Origin of the sequence: Ohtaekwangia kribbensis (genome assembly GCF_042676245.1) — a bacterium.
Classification (GTDB): domain Bacteria; phylum Bacteroidota; class Bacteroidia; order Cytophagales; family Cyclobacteriaceae; genus Ohtaekwangia; species Ohtaekwangia kribbensis.
This window is the reverse complement of record NZ_JBHTKA010000003.1, coordinates 50,576-66,989: the sequence shown is the minus strand read 5'-3', so window position 1 is coordinate 66,989 and position 16,414 is coordinate 50,576. Positions and strand designations below refer to the sequence as shown.

Annotated in this window: 21 protein-coding genes; 13 read left to right on the top strand and 8 right to left on the bottom strand. The window is 43.7% G+C overall.

Translation table 11 applies throughout. From position 1 onward, the window contains the following. Positions 1-2: 2 nt before the first annotated feature. Positions 3-482: a (2Fe-2S)-binding protein gene (locus ACFQ21_RS10805; protein ID WP_377578825.1), complete on the bottom strand. Its 480-nt coding sequence runs from the start codon at positions 480-482 to the stop codon at positions 3-5. Between the two features lie 226 nt (positions 483-708). Between ACFQ21_RS10805 and ACFQ21_RS10800 the strand changes: the two genes are divergently transcribed. Beyond that, a complete protein-coding gene (locus ACFQ21_RS10800; RefSeq protein ID WP_377578823.1) occupies positions 709-1,134 on the top strand; it encodes a DUF2141 domain-containing protein in 426 nt (141 codons plus the stop codon). 42 nt (positions 1,135-1,176) lie between these two features. Here ACFQ21_RS10800 and ACFQ21_RS10795 read toward each other — a convergent pair whose 3' ends face one another. From ACFQ21_RS10795 to ACFQ21_RS10775, 5 genes are read right to left on the bottom strand one after another with little or no spacing between them, the layout of a single operon-like run. Next, positions 1,177-1,941, bottom strand: a complete 765-nt coding sequence (locus tag ACFQ21_RS10795; protein WP_377578821.1) for a hypothetical protein — start codon at positions 1,939-1,941, stop codon at positions 1,177-1,179. Between the two features lie 18 nt (positions 1,942-1,959). Continuing rightward, the gene (locus tag ACFQ21_RS10790) at positions 1,960-2,463 is read right to left on the bottom strand and encodes a c-type cytochrome (protein WP_377578819.1); all 504 of its coding nucleotides are present in this window, start codon (positions 2,461-2,463) and stop codon (positions 1,960-1,962) included. Further along, positions 2,453-3,103, bottom strand: a complete 651-nt coding sequence (locus tag ACFQ21_RS10785; RefSeq protein ID WP_377578817.1) for an SCO family protein — start codon at positions 3,101-3,103, stop codon at positions 2,453-2,455. Before ACFQ21_RS10785 ends, ACFQ21_RS10790 begins: the two co-directional genes overlap by 11 nt. Continuing rightward, positions 3,096-3,632 (bottom strand): CopD family protein, encoded by a 537-nt coding sequence (locus tag ACFQ21_RS10780; protein ID WP_377578815.1) that lies wholly within the window; start codon positions 3,630-3,632, stop codon positions 3,096-3,098. Before ACFQ21_RS10780 ends, ACFQ21_RS10785 begins: the two co-directional genes overlap by 8 nt. Positions 3,633-3,648: 16 nt before the next feature. Then, positions 3,649-4,446, bottom strand: coding sequence for an MOSC domain-containing protein (locus ACFQ21_RS10775; RefSeq protein WP_377578813.1), 798 nt, complete (start codon positions 4,444-4,446; stop codon positions 3,649-3,651). Between the two features lie 36 nt (positions 4,447-4,482). Between ACFQ21_RS10775 and ACFQ21_RS10770 the strand changes: the two genes are divergently transcribed. From ACFQ21_RS10770 to ACFQ21_RS10720, 11 genes are all read left to right on the top strand, one after another. After that, a complete protein-coding gene (locus ACFQ21_RS10770) occupies positions 4,483-5,166 on the top strand; it encodes a Crp/Fnr family transcriptional regulator (protein WP_377578811.1) in 684 nt (227 codons plus the stop codon). Positions 5,167-5,255: 89 nt separating this feature from the next. Continuing rightward, positions 5,256-5,969, top strand: a complete 714-nt coding sequence (locus tag ACFQ21_RS10765; protein WP_377578809.1) for a hypothetical protein — start codon at positions 5,256-5,258, stop codon at positions 5,967-5,969. Between the two features lie 132 nt (positions 5,970-6,101). Beyond that, positions 6,102-6,614, top strand: coding sequence for an RNA polymerase sigma factor (locus ACFQ21_RS10760; protein ID WP_377578807.1), 513 nt, complete (start codon positions 6,102-6,104; stop codon positions 6,612-6,614). After that, positions 6,604-7,116, top strand: coding sequence for a hypothetical protein (locus tag ACFQ21_RS10755; protein ID WP_377578805.1), 513 nt, complete (start codon positions 6,604-6,606; stop codon positions 7,114-7,116). The genes ACFQ21_RS10760 and ACFQ21_RS10755 overlap by 11 nt, the downstream gene beginning before the upstream one ends. A 61-nt stretch (positions 7,117-7,177) precedes the next feature. After that, positions 7,178-7,705, top strand: a complete 528-nt coding sequence (locus ACFQ21_RS10750; RefSeq protein WP_377578803.1) for a DUF4252 domain-containing protein — start codon at positions 7,178-7,180, stop codon at positions 7,703-7,705. 120 nt (positions 7,706-7,825) lie between these two features. Next, positions 7,826-8,308: a DUF4252 domain-containing protein gene (locus ACFQ21_RS10745; protein WP_377578801.1), complete on the top strand. Its 483-nt coding sequence runs from the start codon at positions 7,826-7,828 to the stop codon at positions 8,306-8,308. A gap of 3 nt (positions 8,309-8,311) precedes the next feature. Beyond that, on the top strand, positions 8,312-8,824 hold the full coding sequence (locus tag ACFQ21_RS10740; RefSeq protein WP_377578799.1) for a DUF4252 domain-containing protein: 513 nt from the start codon (positions 8,312-8,314) through the stop codon (positions 8,822-8,824). A 49-nt stretch (positions 8,825-8,873) separates the two neighbouring features. Next, positions 8,874-9,764 (top strand): ABC transporter ATP-binding protein, encoded by an 891-nt coding sequence (locus ACFQ21_RS10735; protein WP_377578797.1) that lies wholly within the window; start codon positions 8,874-8,876, stop codon positions 9,762-9,764. 62 nt (positions 9,765-9,826) lie between these two features. Next, entirely contained in the window at positions 9,827-10,630 is an 804-nt protein-coding gene (locus tag ACFQ21_RS10730) for an ABC transporter permease (RefSeq protein WP_377578795.1), read from the top strand. A gap of 60 nt (positions 10,631-10,690) precedes the next feature. Further along, positions 10,691-11,782 (top strand): Gfo/Idh/MocA family protein, encoded by a 1,092-nt coding sequence (locus ACFQ21_RS10725; protein WP_377578793.1) that lies wholly within the window; start codon positions 10,691-10,693, stop codon positions 11,780-11,782. Between the two features lie 170 nt (positions 11,783-11,952). Beyond that, complete coding sequence (locus ACFQ21_RS10720; protein WP_377578791.1) at positions 11,953-12,204, top strand: SemiSWEET transporter; 252 nt, start codon at positions 11,953-11,955, stop codon at positions 12,202-12,204. Here the strand turns inward: ACFQ21_RS10720 and ACFQ21_RS10715 are convergent. After that, positions 12,194-13,852, bottom strand: coding sequence for a hypothetical protein (locus ACFQ21_RS10715; RefSeq protein ID WP_377578789.1), 1,659 nt, complete (start codon positions 13,850-13,852; stop codon positions 12,194-12,196). The two genes, ACFQ21_RS10720 and ACFQ21_RS10715, sit on opposite strands and share 11 nt — an antisense overlap. A 37-nt stretch (positions 13,853-13,889) precedes the next feature. After that, a complete protein-coding gene (locus ACFQ21_RS10710) occupies positions 13,890-14,666 on the bottom strand; it encodes an ABC transporter ATP-binding protein (RefSeq protein ID WP_377578787.1) in 777 nt (258 codons plus the stop codon). A 299-nt stretch (positions 14,667-14,965) separates the two neighbouring features. On the opposite strand from ACFQ21_RS10710, the gene ACFQ21_RS10705 reads away from it, so the two are divergent. Beyond that, a complete protein-coding gene (locus ACFQ21_RS10705; protein WP_377579656.1) occupies positions 14,966-16,354 on the top strand; it encodes a glycoside hydrolase family 30 protein in 1,389 nt (462 codons plus the stop codon). The last annotated feature ends 60 nt before the right edge of the window (positions 16,355-16,414 follow it).

Genomic DNA, 16,414 nt, shown 5'->3' with positions numbered 1-16,414 from the left:
GTTTATTTGATGCTCGCTTTTTGATTCATCAGTTGTGAAGCGGCTTTAATCGCTTTACGAATGCGTGGGTATGTACCGCAGCGGCAGATGTGTCCCTGCATAGCGGTGTCGATATCTTTATCGGTTGGATTAGGCGTTTTCTTGAGTAAAGCAGTTGCCGCCATGATCTGGCCGGACTGGCAATAGCCACATTGAGGTACCTGCTCGGCAATCCAGGCTTGTTGCACCGGGTGTGAGTTGTCAGTCGAAAGTCCTTCGATCGTAACAATATCTTTGTTGGCTGCGGCTGATACCGGAATGGAGCATGAGCGCACCGGTGTACCTCCGAGGTGTACTGTGCAGGCTCCGCATTGAGCAATACCACAACCATACTTAGTGCCGGTTAATCCTACTACATCGCGTATAGCCCAGAGTAGTGGCATTTTAGGATCAACATCTACCGTATGTGTTTTGTTGTTGATTTTAAGCGTGAGAGATGCCATGATAGTTATTTTGGGTTGGAATTAAGGAAAGTTACGAAATTACCCGGAACGTGTTGTCACCCAAGTGACGGAGAGTTAACCGCGGGATTCAAAAAAATGCTTATGACGTATGAACGGTTATTTGTGGAAGACGAAAGACATGATAAATTCTGGCATAATTTTTTGAATACTCCGCGAAACAGATAGCGCTAAAGTGTTATATATTTCAAAACTTAAACAGATCAGTATGAAAAAGAGTATGATGTTGTGCCTGATGTTGTGTGCAGGAATAAGTGTAATGGCACAGACGAAGTTGCAGGTAACGGTAAAGAAAATTAAAGGACATAAGGGAGATATTCTGGTAGGCTTGTTCGATAACGACAAGGACTTCCCGAGAAATGCCAGGGAAGGTAAAATTGCCAAAGCATCGGGCGATGAAGTTACGGTGGTATTTGAAAATCTTAAACCCGGAAAGTATGCCGTAAGTGTTTTGCACGATGCCAACCGGAATAAGGATATGGATAAAAATAAACTCGGTATACCGAAAGAAGGCTTTGGCTTTTCGAACAATGCCATGGGCGCTGTCGGACCTCCATCCTTCGAAAAAGCCCAGATCGATCTGCAGCCAGACCAAAAAGACCTCGATATCAGCATCGACATGAAGTATATGTAGGAGCTGTACGTGCACACGTAAACACCTACACGCGTATCAACATCATTCAATTTCGCGCAGTAACTGCGAACAACGTTCCTTGCGCGGCAAATCATCAGGCTCCTTCGGAGGCAAAGCAAGAGCTTGCTTCAGGAGCCTGACTGCTTTTTCATCCTCCCCTTCATAGTGACAAGCCGAAGCTTCTCCGAAAAGAAAGAGTATAGTATTAGGTTGAAGTATACTTGCCTTTTTGAAATTCTCGACCGCAGCTTCCATCGATATACCATCGGGTAAACCACCAAAGAAAAGCTTGCAGGCCATTTGTTCAATCCAGGTGAGGCGTGCCAATTCAAAGTGCCACTTGCCGAGTATAAAATAAGCCGGGGCAAAGGTAGAATCCAGTTTCAAAAGTGTCTCAGCTTCCAGGCGTATCGTTTTCGCATCCTGAATTTTTTCGCGTGGCGAGCCCGCTACTTCGGTCATCAGTCCGATAGCGATAATATAGGCTAAATGTGTTTCCGTATTGTTTTTGTCTAACGCTATAGCACGCACTGCATACGCCTTGGCGCGTGCATAATAGTTCTGCTTGTCTTCTTTCTTATCGAGTGGTAAACGTCCGCCAATGTTTGATAGCATGCGACTGGCATGTGTTAGTGCTTGCGCGTGATTGGGGTGCGTCTTGATGAATAACTCATACTTCTGCAAAGCAGGCTCAACTTTGAAATCTTTTTCAAGAACAAGTCCTTCGGAAAAAAGATCAGGCGTTTGCCCGAATGAGGAGAAGAAGATAAAGTATAGAATAACTATACTTCCGGTAAATTTAGTCATGCGTCCCTCTCTCAAATTTTATTTAGATACAGATCCTTCCTTGCAATTATCCAATATCCGGCTTACATCTTGTAACTCGATGCTGTCGCGTTGGTGTTCCCAGGTATTATACAGGTAGGTTGCAATCTCGGCTATCTCCAGGTCAGAGAGGGAAGGTATACCGGGCATAGCCTTGTTGAAACTTTTTCCATTTACGGTAAGCTCGCCTTCCATGCCATAGCGCATCAGGCAGATTACCGATTCAAAATTAGTATCGACATAATCAGACTTGGCCAGGGGCGGATATAGCAGGCCGAGCCCGGTTCCATTTTTCTGGTGGCAGTTACTGCAATGCTTTATATAAAGCTGCTCACCGTGCACGTAGTACTGCTGTTGCTTAACAGAAGATGCAACTGAAATATTGGAATCAGATTTTTTACCTGAACAATATTGAAAACAGAATGCTAAAAGCAGAATGCCAAGAGCTATCGATATATACTGTATCTTCATCTTTACGCTTTCTGCTGCAAGCTTACTTGGCATACTCTTTCTTCAGGCGCTGAATTTCTGCGAGAAGGCGATTTACATCTTCTTCTTTTGTACCATCGTACTTGCCGCGTATTCTTTTGTCCTTGTCGATCAGCAGAAATGCACCGCTGTGAATGAAGCCATCCGGTTCGGACTTGTCTTCCATCGCGGTAGCGAAGTAACTGGTCTGCGCTATTTTATAGATGTCTTCTTTGGAGCCGGTAACAAAATGCCATTTGTTACTCTTCACACCGAGGCGCTCGGCATAGTCGTGCAGTAATCCAACCGTATCGTACTCCGGATCTATACTGTGCGAGAGCAGCAATACATCGGGTTCATTTTGAATCGAATCATATACCCGGAGCATTTGCGTTTTCATGATCGGACAAATGGTACGGCACGAAGTAAAGAAGAAGTCGGCTACATATATTTTGTCTTTAAACGTTTCGTTAGTAACAAATGCACTGTCCTGGTCAACAAACTTAAAGTCAGCAATGGTATGATATATAGTATCACCACCCTGTACTTCTTTTTCACCGAAGATCGGAAGAGCGGCTTCTTTCTTTTCTGTGCACGATGCGAACAGAAGACCTGCTGCCACCGCCAGGAACATTACAAATTTTACCACACTGTTATTTGCCATTGACTTAATCATCTTTTCTGAATTTTTTATAAACCTTCATGCCTGTCATAATCAGTATAACTACTGCGAGCAACCCTGCGAGTCCCCACAGCATGCTCAAGGCATTTTTTAATACGATCAAAAATACAATACTGATCAAAAATAACGTAGACACTTCATTCCACAAACGCATTTGCTGCGATGTATATTTCACGGTTCCTTTTTTAAGTTGATTCAATATTATTTGCAACGAAACATGGTATAGATACAACAGGAAAACCAGCGTAAGCTTCATGTGCATAAAACCCATGCTTAGCCATTCAGGTTGATTGATGAGAAGCGATGTTCCCATCCCCAACGTAATAATAGCCGAAGGCCATGTAATGCCATACCACAGACGCGAAGCCATCAGGTTAAGTTGCCTTAAGAGTATACTCTTTTCAGGTTCCGGTTTAGCGTGCGATTCGATGATATATACAAAAAGCCTCGGCATATAGAAAAGTCCGGCAAACCACGTAACAATAAAAATGATGTGAACAGCTTTAAGATAAAGGGACGTCATGTGATCTGTATATAAATTATCCAAGTGTTATTTTATCCCCGACTTTTACTTCTGTATGATGGGTTGCAACGAGGTTTTGTCCGAAATATACTTTGCTATTCCGTGTGCGATACGATGCGAGTGTCTTCAACGGTTCAGCACCTTTCTCGGCAGTGTCTTGGTTCACCGTAGTGAGCACGCAACGTGCACAAGGTTTAACCGCTATAAAACCATTGCTGCCAATTTGAAAGTTCCGCCAGTGATCTTCTTCAAACGGCTCGCCCCCGGTAAAAACAAAATTAGGTCTGAAACGATTCATCGGCACTGGTTCTTTTAAGCGTGCATTCAGATCATCTAATGATGATTGTCCTATAATCAGAAACGGGTACGCATCGGCAAGACTTACATGTTCATCGTTTACTTTATAGGCGGGGTCAACGGGACGCTCATATTCTTCCGGGAAAAATACCAGTTTGCATTGGATGTCCAGGCGTTCGGTAAACCATGCGCTATAGGTGGTATTTACTTCATGTGCCTGCACTATATTCTCCCATATCTGAACTGAAACGGCTGGTTCATTCAACGGTGGTATGATGGGTATAGTAAGTATGTCCTGGTGATGCTGTACGATAAGAGTGCTGTCGTTTATGGAAAGTTTGAACAACGCCATTTTGGGATATACACGCTGGGTCATAAATTTTCCGTTCTCGTCTACCAGCATAAACCGTCTGTCATATAAAAGACCTTTTTCCATAACTTTGCTGGATGATAAACGTATTCCTCCCAATGATTTCACCGGGTAAATCCAGATTTCACTAAGCGTTAACTCCTTCATGCGGTATATCAGTAATTTTATATGAACTAGGCAGGTATGGCAACTTCTTCAGCAGCAGCACTCTGGTACTTCGAAAGCGTAAATCTTTACCATATTCTTTGCCCGCACAAAGTAAAGAAGATGGGCGATAAGCACGAGTTTATCCGCTATAAAAAAGATGACTTTGTTTATGTGCCGGAAGATACTGCCTCCAATATTTACCTGATCGTGGATGGAAGAATCAAGATCGGCCATTATCTGGATGATGGTAAAGAAGTTGTGTCGTCTATTCTCACTACTGGAGAGATCTTCGGAGAGCTTGCGCTGGCAGGTGAAGATACCCGCAGGGATTTTGCTCAGGCCATGTGCGATGCGGTAATATGCCCGCTTACCATAGAAGAACTCAAGGCCCTGATGTTCGAGAATAAAGAACTTAGCTTTAAGATATTAAAATTGATAGGCCTGCGGTTAATGAAGCTGGAGCGTAAACTCGAACTTCTTGTTTTTAAAGATGCCCGCACCCGCGTGATTGAATTTCTGAAAGATACCGCTACCTGGAAAGGACAACGCGTAGGTTTCGAAACCATGATACCAACCAAACTTACCCATAAAGATATTGCTGCATTGACGGGTACATCACGCCAAACCGTTACCACCATTCTGAATGAATTGAAAGAACAGAACCTGATCAACTTCGACCGTAAAAAGATTCTCATCCGCGATATCAACAACCTGCGGTAAAGCAAACGTTACACAATGCGGGGCCCTGTCGCCCGCGCGACACTATATACTTTTGTTGCTGCATAGCTTTGGTATAAAATACCCCGGCTATGAAAAAGTACAGCATTACACTTTTACTGTTGTTGGCAGGAAATATAGCGTACACGCAGTCGCGTACAGCTAAAGATCAATTTATGGAAGCCGGGCTTGCTGTCGCCCGAAAGCAGGGTACATTTACGATTGCGTGTTTTTATAACTGGAACCTCGGTAAAAAGAAACGGGTAACGGCAGGTTTAGGCGCAAGGGCTACAGCTTACTTCGGCCGCGATCAATACTATATCACGGCTCCGGCTGAACTTACTTCCGGTAGCACCGGCCCGGGAGTACTGTTCAAAGAAAATATCAATGCAAACATTGATACGTTCCTTGTCCGATCGCCACAGGTTAATGCAGTCAACCTGTTGATTAACCTCGGCTATCATTTTTCTGATAAGATATTTGTCGGCTTTAGTATCGATGCTATCGGGTACTCGTTTGGAAGTCGCGTAAGCGGAACCTATATCAATGGTCACTCGTCTGTGCTGGAAAGAGCGGGCATAACGTCATTCAATGCGTTACTCATCAGCGACAACGACCGGGGAAGTCTCAACTCCGAGTTGTATGCACATTATGGATTGACCGATCGCATCCGCATCAAAGCCGGTGTCCAATTTCTTTTTACGGAGTATACCACCCGGAGTAACGTTCAAACCTTACCCGAACCGAATGATCGCTTCCGCAGAAAATCGTTGCTGGCCGGGTTTGGTATAGCCTACCGGTTGTAGCATCAGAAAAAATAAAGGCCTCATTCTGGCTGTTTCTTCGTATTTTGAGGACAGGAAGAAAATTTTAGAAAAAAATAATTTTCACTTGTAACATCCCCCTTTCCCTGCCGTCTTGTCTTTGAATTTCAACGGATGAACCTCGAATCATTTCAAACCCGGGTACTGCCAGTCAAGAATAAGCTTTTCCGCTTCGCACTAAAATTTGTGGGAAGTGAAGAAGAAGCCAAAGATGTAGTGCAGGAAGTATTTATCCGCGTATGGAATGGTCGCGAGCAGATGAATGAAGTACAGAACTGGGAGGCCTGGTGTATGCGCATCACCCGTAACCTCTCGCTGGACCGCATCCGCTCGATTAACCGGAAACAAACCCATCCGATTGAAGAGAGTTTTAATGTTCAACACGAAGCGTTAACGCCTCATGAATCAACTGAAATACATGAGAGTATGCAGCGAATCAATCAACTGATAGCATCGTTGCCTGAAAAGCAACGCCAGGTAATACACCTTCGGGATGTGGAAGGGTATAGTTACAACGAGATCTGCGAGATACTCGAACTGGACATGAACCAGGTAAAGGTTAACCTGTTCAGAGCCAGAAATGCAGTGCGCGAAAAACTGATGAAGATTAATGCTTATGGACTCTAACCGGATTGAAAATTTATTAAGCAAGTACTGGAACTGCGAGACTTCTCTCGAAGAAGAGCAACAGTTACGCGAGTACTTCAAGGGTGGAGACATTCCTGAGCAGTGGAAAGAAACTGCTGCCTTGTTCCGCTACTTCGAGGAAAATAAAAAAAAGACACTAAACGATGTTGCGTTTGATGCGGCCATCATCCAGAATGTACAGCCGCAAAAGAAAGGTAAACTCGTAAAGCTCTTTTACAACTCCATGCGCATAGCAGCCGGTATAGCCGTACTCGTAATGGCGGTGTGGTTTGTACGCAAAGAAGTACGCGACACAACACCACAGGAAGTTGTGGACACGTATGACGATCCGCAGCTTGCATTCGAAGAAACTAAAAAGGCACTGCTCATGATCTCGAAGAGTTTTGGTACGGCCGAGAACCAGGCAAAGAAACTGAACATGTTCAACGAAGCACAGGAAGAAATTCAAAAGAAAGACAAAAGCAAAAATTCAAAACTGTAAGAAGCAAATCACACACCACGCAGGCACACTTTAAAAATCTAACAAAGAAAATATACTATATATGAAAAAGATATTGATGATCGCGTTGATGATGGTAACTGTAAACGCAGTATTTGCTCAGGATGCTATCTCTAAATTCTTCACCAAATACCAGAGTGATGAATCATTTTCACAAGTAACAGTAAGCAGCAAAATGTTTAACCTGTTTACAAACATGGAAGTGGAAAGCAAGGAAGACCAGGAAGTGTTGAACGCGATCAGTAAGCTGAAAGGCTTGCGTATACTGGCCAAGGAAAATACATCCGATGCACGTGCCCTCTATAAAGAAGCTTTCGCGCTTATTCCTACCAAAGAGTTTGAAGAACTGATGTCGGTACGCGACAAGGATAAAGATATGAAGTTCTACATCAAGGAGAGTGGTGGAAAGATTTCGGAACTGGTAATGATCATGGGCGGTGCGAATGACTTTATGGTGATGAGTCTCTTCGGTGAGATAGACTTGAAGCAGGTTTCCAAGATCGGCAAAAAGATGAACGTTGAAGGGTTACAGAAGCTTGAGAAAATGAACGAAGGCGGCAAAAAGAATTAGTGTATAATTTAATAATGTCAGGTGGTATAACATTCAAAATATATCGCCTGACTTTTTGATTCTGATGCAACGCTTGTTCCTCGCCTTGCATCTTAGGAGCAAAGTAAAACCCCCACAACTATGAAAAGTATATTTGCTCTCGTTTTTACAATCGCTTCGCTTACAACCTTTGCGCAAAGCGAAAGCTTTCTCACCTTCAAGGAAAATCTGAGCGATGCGGAAGATGTAGTGTCATTCAAGATCGGAGGATTTGTATTGCGCACAGTCCTGTGGCTCTCCAACGAATCGGATGTTAAAGATGAATTCGGCGAAGTACACAGCCTGCGTTTTATGAATGTGCCCATGCACGAAGTGACTAAACGCAACCTGAAAGTAAGTGGCTTCAAGAGCGTGTTGAAAAACGATCATTTTGAAGAAGTAATCTCAGCTTCGGACGATGGTGATCAGGTTACAGTATATATGCAGGAACGTGGCAAGAACAACAATCTTTACTTCATGCTCATTGAGAGTGAAGATGAATTAACAGCAATCGAAATAAAGGGCTATCTTGATCCGAAGAAGTTGCTGGAATCAAACTCCAAAGGAAAACTAACCAGTCTATAACTCATGCGATTTATACTTACCTTTCTGCTGGTGGCAGCAGTAACAATGGCCAACGCACAAAGTGCAACCACCGAAGCCTTACAGAAGAAATATAGCGACAACTCGCGCGCATTCTTCTTCTACAACAATACCCTTCGCATGTTGAATCAGAGCGAAGACAAAGAACTGGATGCTCTGATCAAAGACATTGAAAAACTCAAATTTCTTATGATCGACAAGCGTTCAAAATTTGCTGATGGTGACTATAAAAAGATTGTGAAAGACTATAAAGGTGAATCCTTTGAAGAAGCCATGAGCAGCCGCTACCAGGGTAAGAACTTTGATATTTTTATTAAAGAAAAGAATGGTGATACCAAAGGAATGCTGGTGCTCATAAACGACTCTACAAACCTGTTTGTACTGGATATTGTTGGTAAAATTGCGCTGGATAAAATCACCAAGCTTTACTCTACGATGAATGAAAGCAGCGATCTCGGAGAAAGAATAAAAAGATTTACGAGTAGCGAGAACAAGTAATGTAATTCTCCCGTAAAAATTACTACTTATTCGTAAAACTATATTTAGCTTGGAAGCAGTTCTCTCGATTAAAAATCTCACAAAGCACTTTGGTCGTATCAAAGCTGTGAACAACCTGTCGCTGGAAGTTAAGGCCGGACAGGTTTTTGGTATGCTGGGCCCTAACGGTAGTGGCAAGACTACAACGCTGGGTATGCTGATGGGTGTAGTAAATCCTACAGCAGGCGAATTCTCCTGGTTTGGTGAACCACCTACACATGAGATTCGGAAGAAGATCGGCGCGGTGCTGGAACATCCTATATTTTACCCGTATCTCAGCGGACAAAAAAATCTGGAGCTTAACGCGATGATCAAGCAATGTCCGGTGGAAAACATTCCGAAAGTGCTTGAACTCGTGGAGCTGAGTGAGCGCAAAGACGATAAGTATAAAACATATTCACTCGGTATGAAGCAGCGCCTTGCTATCGCGTCTGCTTTGTTAAACGACCCGACTGTACTCATACTCGATGAGCCTACCAACGGTCTCGACCCAATGGGGATAGCAGAGATACGGGAGCTCATCAAAAAAATTGCAGCCAACGGCAAGACTATAATTTTGGCCAGTCACCTGCTGGATGAGGTACAAAAAGTATGTACGCATTTCGCAGTGCTGAAGCGTGGCAACCTGGTACATATAGGGCCTGTGGGCGATGTAGGAAAAGGTGAAGAGACTGTGGAAGTGTCAGCCGATGTTGAGAATCTGAATGAGCTGTTGCTTGCATTTGCCGGAACATCGTCCATCGATCGTGAGAATGGAAGTTACCACGTGGTAATGCGCGAAGGCTTTCACAGCAAAGACCTGAACAAGTTTCTCTTTGATAAAGGTGTTGTGGCTTCACACCTGTTTACCAAGAAGAAAACACTCGAGAAACAATTCATCGAGATATTGGCAAGCTCGTAATCATACAGCTTACACAGCGATTAAATTTATTTCACTACGCATCCCGCTATATCCGTATGAACATGTTGCATCTCCTCAAAATAGATCTTAAAAAAATGACCAGTTACCGTACCTTCTGGGTAATTGGCGGACTATACTTTTTAACGCTTGGGCTAGGCGCAGCCAGCGGCATGGAATTTTTGAAATGGCTCGCACGCACCTTCGAAGATTTTGGTACAAAACTGAACATCAACCGCATTCCACTCTATCACTTTCCCGATGTATGGATGAACCTGATCTGGTGCGCAGGTCTTTTGAAAATTGTATTGGCTGTATTGATCGTTATATCAGTCACCAACGAATATACCTATAGAACACTACGCCAGAATGTAATTGACGGATTGAGTCGTGCCGAGTTTCTTTTCTCCAAGATACTCACCAACGTTATGCTCAGCGCCATCAGCGTAATCATGATATTTGTGATCGGTCTTGTAACTGGTACGATCTATAGCCCTTCGCTGGAATGGGATAAGATGATTACCGATACAGAATTCTTTCCGGCTTACTTCCTGGAATTGTTTTGTTTCTTATCCTTTGCATTAATGCTGGGTATATTAATCCAGCGCGCAGGGCTTACCATTATTATACTGCTGCTCTTTCCTGCAATTGAATCGATCATCACGGCCAAGGTCGATAACTTTGCGCCTGCATTAATTCCTTATTTCCCGATGCGTTCCATCTGGTACCTGATACCGTGGCCCTTCCCGCGCTACGCTTTCCAGGAGATACAAGACTATATAAAGTGGGGATCAGTGGCGATTGTCGTGGCATGGACGGTAATCTTCAATTACGTAGCCTACCTGAAACTGAAACGCGCAGACATCTGATCGAGGGCTGTATAGATTTGGTTTGAGAAATCACTAATTTAATTTCTCAAACCCAACTATATGCCACATTATTCACGAAGAGATTTTATAGCACGACTAGGTCTCGGTGCTACTGCTCTGCTAACCGCGCCCTCCATCATTTCCAATGCCAGGGCTATACCTCAAGACAAGAAAATTTCCATTGCCCTGGTAGGGCTTGGCTATTACAGCGAGTTTCAATTAGCGCCTGCGATAATGAAATCGCAGTACTGCCGGCTGGGCGGTATAGTTACTGGTACGCCCGCCAAAGCAGAGAAGTGGAAAAAACAATACAACCTTCCCGACAAGAGTATATATAGCTATGAAACGTTTGATCGCATTGCTAACAACAAAGATATAGATGTAGTATATGTAGTGTTACCCAACTCCATGCACCGCGAGTTTGTAATCAGGGCAGCCAAAGCCGGCAAACATGTTATTTGCGAAAAGCCCATGGCTGTATCGGTAAAGGAAGCGGAAGAGATGATTGCTGCGTGCAAGAAAGCCGGAGTAAAACTTTCGGTAGGGTATCGTTTACATTTTGAACCATTCAACCAGGAAGCTGCACGCTTCGGTAAAGGCGATTTTGGAAAAGTAAAGATGGTGGAGTCGTCATTTGGTTTCAAGATTGGCGACCCGACACAATGGCGTCTGAAGAAAGCACTTGCCGGTGGTGGGGCCATGATGGACGTTGGTATTTACGCCATACAGGCATCCCGTTATTCTACCGGTGAAGAACCAATTAGTGTAACAGCGCAGGAATTCAAAACAGATCCCGTTAAATTCAAAGATGTAGATGAGACAATATTCTGGCAGCTTGAATTCCCCAGCGGTGCTGTGGCATCTTCTATGACAAGCTATGCATCTTACATCGAGCGCTTGTATATATCTGCAGAAAGTGGCTGGTTGGAATTGAACCCTGCCTACGGCTACGGTCCGCTCGCGGGTAAAACACATCAGGGCCCGCTCAACCTGCCCATCGTAAATCACCAGGCCGCGCAGATGGATGACTTTGCCAAATGTATATTTGAAAACAAAGAGTCCAATGTAAGCGGAGAGGAGGGACTGAAAGATTTGAAAGTGATCGAAGCAATCTACCGCGCCATTCAAACCGGAGGAAAAGTTAAAATCTAGATGGACGTTGATGCATGAAATGCAATCGCTTTTGAGACAATAATTTCTGCAATCGTTTTAAGTTGAAAGTATAGCAATAAAATTACATGAACGGTCGATCACCGCAACGTTTGATTAATTTTGTCGTGTATATATAAAACAAGAATTAAGACTCTTACAGAATTATGAATATGATTCAACTTTTAGGATTGTTTGCTGGTGGTTGTACAACGATCGCTTTTTTGCCACAGGTTATTAAAACGTGGAAATCACGTTCGGCAAAAGACCTTTCGCTGAGTATGTTCTCAATCTTTTGTCTGGGCGTTACACTGTGGCTTATATACGGCATCATGGTGCAGGATATTCCTGTAATTGCTGCCAATATGCTTACGTTGATGCTTGCTTCTACGCTGCTATATTTCAAACTGCGCTTTAAAGAGTAATAGAACTCCAGCCCGTTCTTTTATAGGAACGAAGCAGCAGAAATATCAAACCTATTTGCACGGCGATCGTGCCCAATTGAATACTCGGCCATTTGGACAGTAGATAATGTCCAAAGCCGAGTATTCCTATTATAAGGAAAGCTATAAATGCACGCGCAACGTTCCCGGACTGGCTACGCAGGTTTGGTGCGATTGAGAACGGCAATTCGCGCTTATTGATCAGCGCCAGAATCAGCAACATGATGGCGTTGTTAAAGAAGCCGAACAGTATATCATCAGCTGCGCGTATTCCCCAGATCGCCAGGATCAGAATACTGATACCAACATAACCTGGTATAAACAGGCGCACAAATACAGCCTTCAATGTTCCGGATAGAATTTCTCCAGGCTTATCAATCGGTGTTGAAAAGTAAACCCAGCTCGCCTTAAAGTCATCGGAGTACGGTATTTCATGCAACGCTACCTGCAGCACCATAAACGTAAGGTATATCAGCATGATGTGATACTCGGTGTTGGGTAAATTATGCCAGGTCTCAACTATATCTTTTTTACCCTGCATCATAAAGATTAATCCGAAAATTATCACATATCCGAAGGAAGGGTATACCTTGAGTTTGATCTTACGGTCGCGTCCCAGAATTTTATAGATCAGATCGAATGCTCCCTGTTCCATCGGGTTCGTGGTAATATACGATGACAAGCGCTCTATAAAACTTTCCTTTTCTTTCCTGTCCTTCTCAACCTTCTCTGTGCCTGCTCCCATAGAACCAAGCTTTCTGCTGAAGACCGGTGAAAGATATTTATTCACCACATAAGCCCCCGCTACAGGAAGCACAACAGCGCAGAACAGCAACGCTATGTGCGCACTATCGTACAGGTGAAAATGAATTGACTCCAATGCACCGGCCATCCACACAGGCGGCAGCAAAAAATGATACCACTGGGTTTCAAATACATAATTTTTAATGTCCATTCGTTCCATCAGACGCGGCAGAATCTGATAACCACCCATGATGAATACAGCCATCATAATCTGGAAATAGTTGATGATATTCTTCAGCTTCTCTTCGCTGGCAAACTGCATAATGACCAGGTACAGACTGTTGGTGAGAAACACAGCCGTAAGAACCGACAACGTAGTGGCTACCAGGAAACACAGGAACAGAACAAAACCATATTTGATGATGATAACAACAGCCGGTAAAATGGATAGCCCGATCGCGAGCTGACCCAGGTATAGCAGTATATGTGTGAGGCGCGCAGCGAATAATGTCTGTCCGTTTACCGGGCGCGGAAGGATGATCGTGTTGTCGCTGGTATCCAGCAGGATCGATGAAAAATCAGTGATCAGTGTCATGGCGATCATTACTATGATATAGCTGAAGAACACGATCAGCGACAATATAAAGGAAGGAATAAAATATAGCGCGAGTGCCACAAATATTCCGAAGAGACAATACACGATAAGTGTTTTTACAAAAGCATTGCTGGGTTCCTTGCTGGCTTTGCGATTGTAGGAAACGATCTGCCGCCTGCTGTCCATCGTAAGCTTTATATCGACAATAGATCGCAGTTGCTCATAGTCAACACCAAGCCGCTGGTACAGCCAGCGGAACAAATCCAGAAACCGGAGGAGGGTAGTGTTCATATTCGTTTCGGCAGAACGTGAAGCTATATATAGTAAACTAATTTTCCAGGATGTTAATAAACTGGCCTGCAGCACTGCTGTGCTCCTTGTTGCCCGTTAACTCGGTAAATATAGTTTCGAGCGATCCTTTCGCCTGCGTGTTCAGTTCTTCAAATGTACCGTTGGCAATCATTTCTCCTTTGTTGATGATCATGATGCGGTCCGAAATTTTTTCAACCACATCCATCAGGTGTGAACTGTAAAATATAGTCTTACCGCTTCGTTTCAGTTGCGTCAGAATCTCCTTTACCAGAATCACAGCGTTGGCGTCAAGCCCGGAAAGCGGCTCGTCCAGAAATAGTATAGATGGGTTGTGAATCATCCCCGCGATCAGCAACACCTTCTGTCGCATACCTTTTGAAAAGGTAGTCATGCGTGAATCAACATAATTACTCAGATCAAAAACATGCAGAAGTTCTTTTGCTTTTTTATCGACAACAGCGCGTTCCATTTTATAGAGCTGTCCTACAAAATGAAGATACTCGATCGGGGTAAGGGTATCGTATAGCGCAGCATTCTCCGGTATATATCCGATCCTCCTTTTTACTTCAATAGCATCCTTGCGAATGTCCAATCCCAATACAAACGCATCGCCATCATAATCCGGAATAATACCGGTCAGGATTTTGATCGTTGTACTTTTGCCGGCACCATTCGGGCCAACATACCCGATGATTTCACCGGCATGCACCGTCAGGTTAATATTCTTTAAAACCGGCACCTCGTAGGTCTTAGAAAGATTAACAGTGGTGATTACAGGAGATAAACTTTCCATATAGAATAATCGATATTACAAGTATAGCAATATTGTCTCACAAAGTGGTCGTTCGGATGTATGGGAATATTTAAAAATGTACATCTCATAATAACATTTGATAAAATACATACCAACCCTTGTTCGGTGGCGAAATGCATCATGGTTATGTTGATAACCCGACAAACTTACAGCTATAACGAATATTGACCTTCGGTATATTTAAATGGCGACAGATATATTTCAAGGTTCTATTTTGTGATATAACTGCAACCCTTTTAACCCTACTACGTGTGAAACATTACCGCTCCAGGATCTATATGCTGCTGCTGGCAACTGCGTTTGTTGCCTGCGAAAAGAAAACTGAATCAACGTCTGCTGAAGCCGAGGTAGAATCATGGATTACAACCGGTGACAAATCGGCCTTGTTAAAAAAAACAGCCGGTGTATCGTTTACTACATTGGCGGATAGCCTTCCCGTTATAGATATTGACACCGCGCAGCAATTTCAAACCATCGATGGCTTTGGCTATTCGCTCACCGGTGGCAGTGCTTATCACATCAACCAGAAGTTGACTGCACCTCAACGCGAAGCGCTTCTCAAAGAGTTATTTCTTACCAATGGTAATAACATAGGTATAAGCTATCTGCGGGTAAGTATAGGTGCTTCTGATCTGGATGATCATGTGTTTTCGTATGCTGACATGCCTGCCGGCAAAACCGATAAGGCACTTGAGAACTTTACCATTGCGGAAGACAAGAAGAACCTGGTGCCTGTGCTGAAAGAGATTTTGAAACTCAATCCGGATATAAAGATCATGGGGAGTCCTTGGTCGCCACCTGTGTGGATGAAAACCAACAACAGCCCCAAGGGAGGAAGTCTCAAACCTGAATTTTATGAGACATACGCGAATTACTTTGTAAAGTATATACAGGCCATGGCGGCCGAAGGTATTACCATCGATGCCATTACATTGCAGAATGAGCCGGAGCATCCCGGCAATAAACCCAGCATGTTAATGACGGCCGAAGAGCAAGCATTGTTTGTAAAGAAACATTTAGGACCAGCGTTTGAGAAAGCTGGTATAAAGACAAAGATTGTAGTATATGATCATAACTGCGATCATCCCAATTACCCGATAACTGTGTTGAACGATGCGGAAGCGAAGAAGTATATCGATGGTTCTGCATTCCATTTATACCTGGGCGAGATAAGTGCATTATCAAAAGTACATGAAGCACACCCGGACAGGAATATATACTTTACCGAACAGTGGACATCGCCAAAAGGTACATTTGATGGTGATCTGCGCTGGCATACCAAAGAACTGATTGTGGGGGCAACCCGAAACTGGAGCCGTACGGTATTAGAGTGGAACCTCGCGGCTGATCCTGAATTCAATCCGCATACCGATGAGGGCGGATGTACCATGTGTATGGGCGCACTAACCATTGGCGATTCTGTTAGCCGCAACGTTTCATACTATATCATTGCACAAGCATCCAAGTTTGTTCGGCCCGGCTCCGTTCGTATAGCTTCGAACATTGTTGATGCACTGCATAACGTTGCTTTTATAACCCCGGATGGTAAAAAGGTATTGATCGTTGTGAACGATAGTGATGTGCCCAAGGAATTTGCCGTACGAGCGCACGATAAAAGTTTTGAGACAAGCCTGGCTGCAAGCTCTGTCGGTACGTTCATCTGGTAATTATATATATACCTGATAGTATTGAAATCCCCTGGTTTATAGAGCCGGGGATTTTTGTTT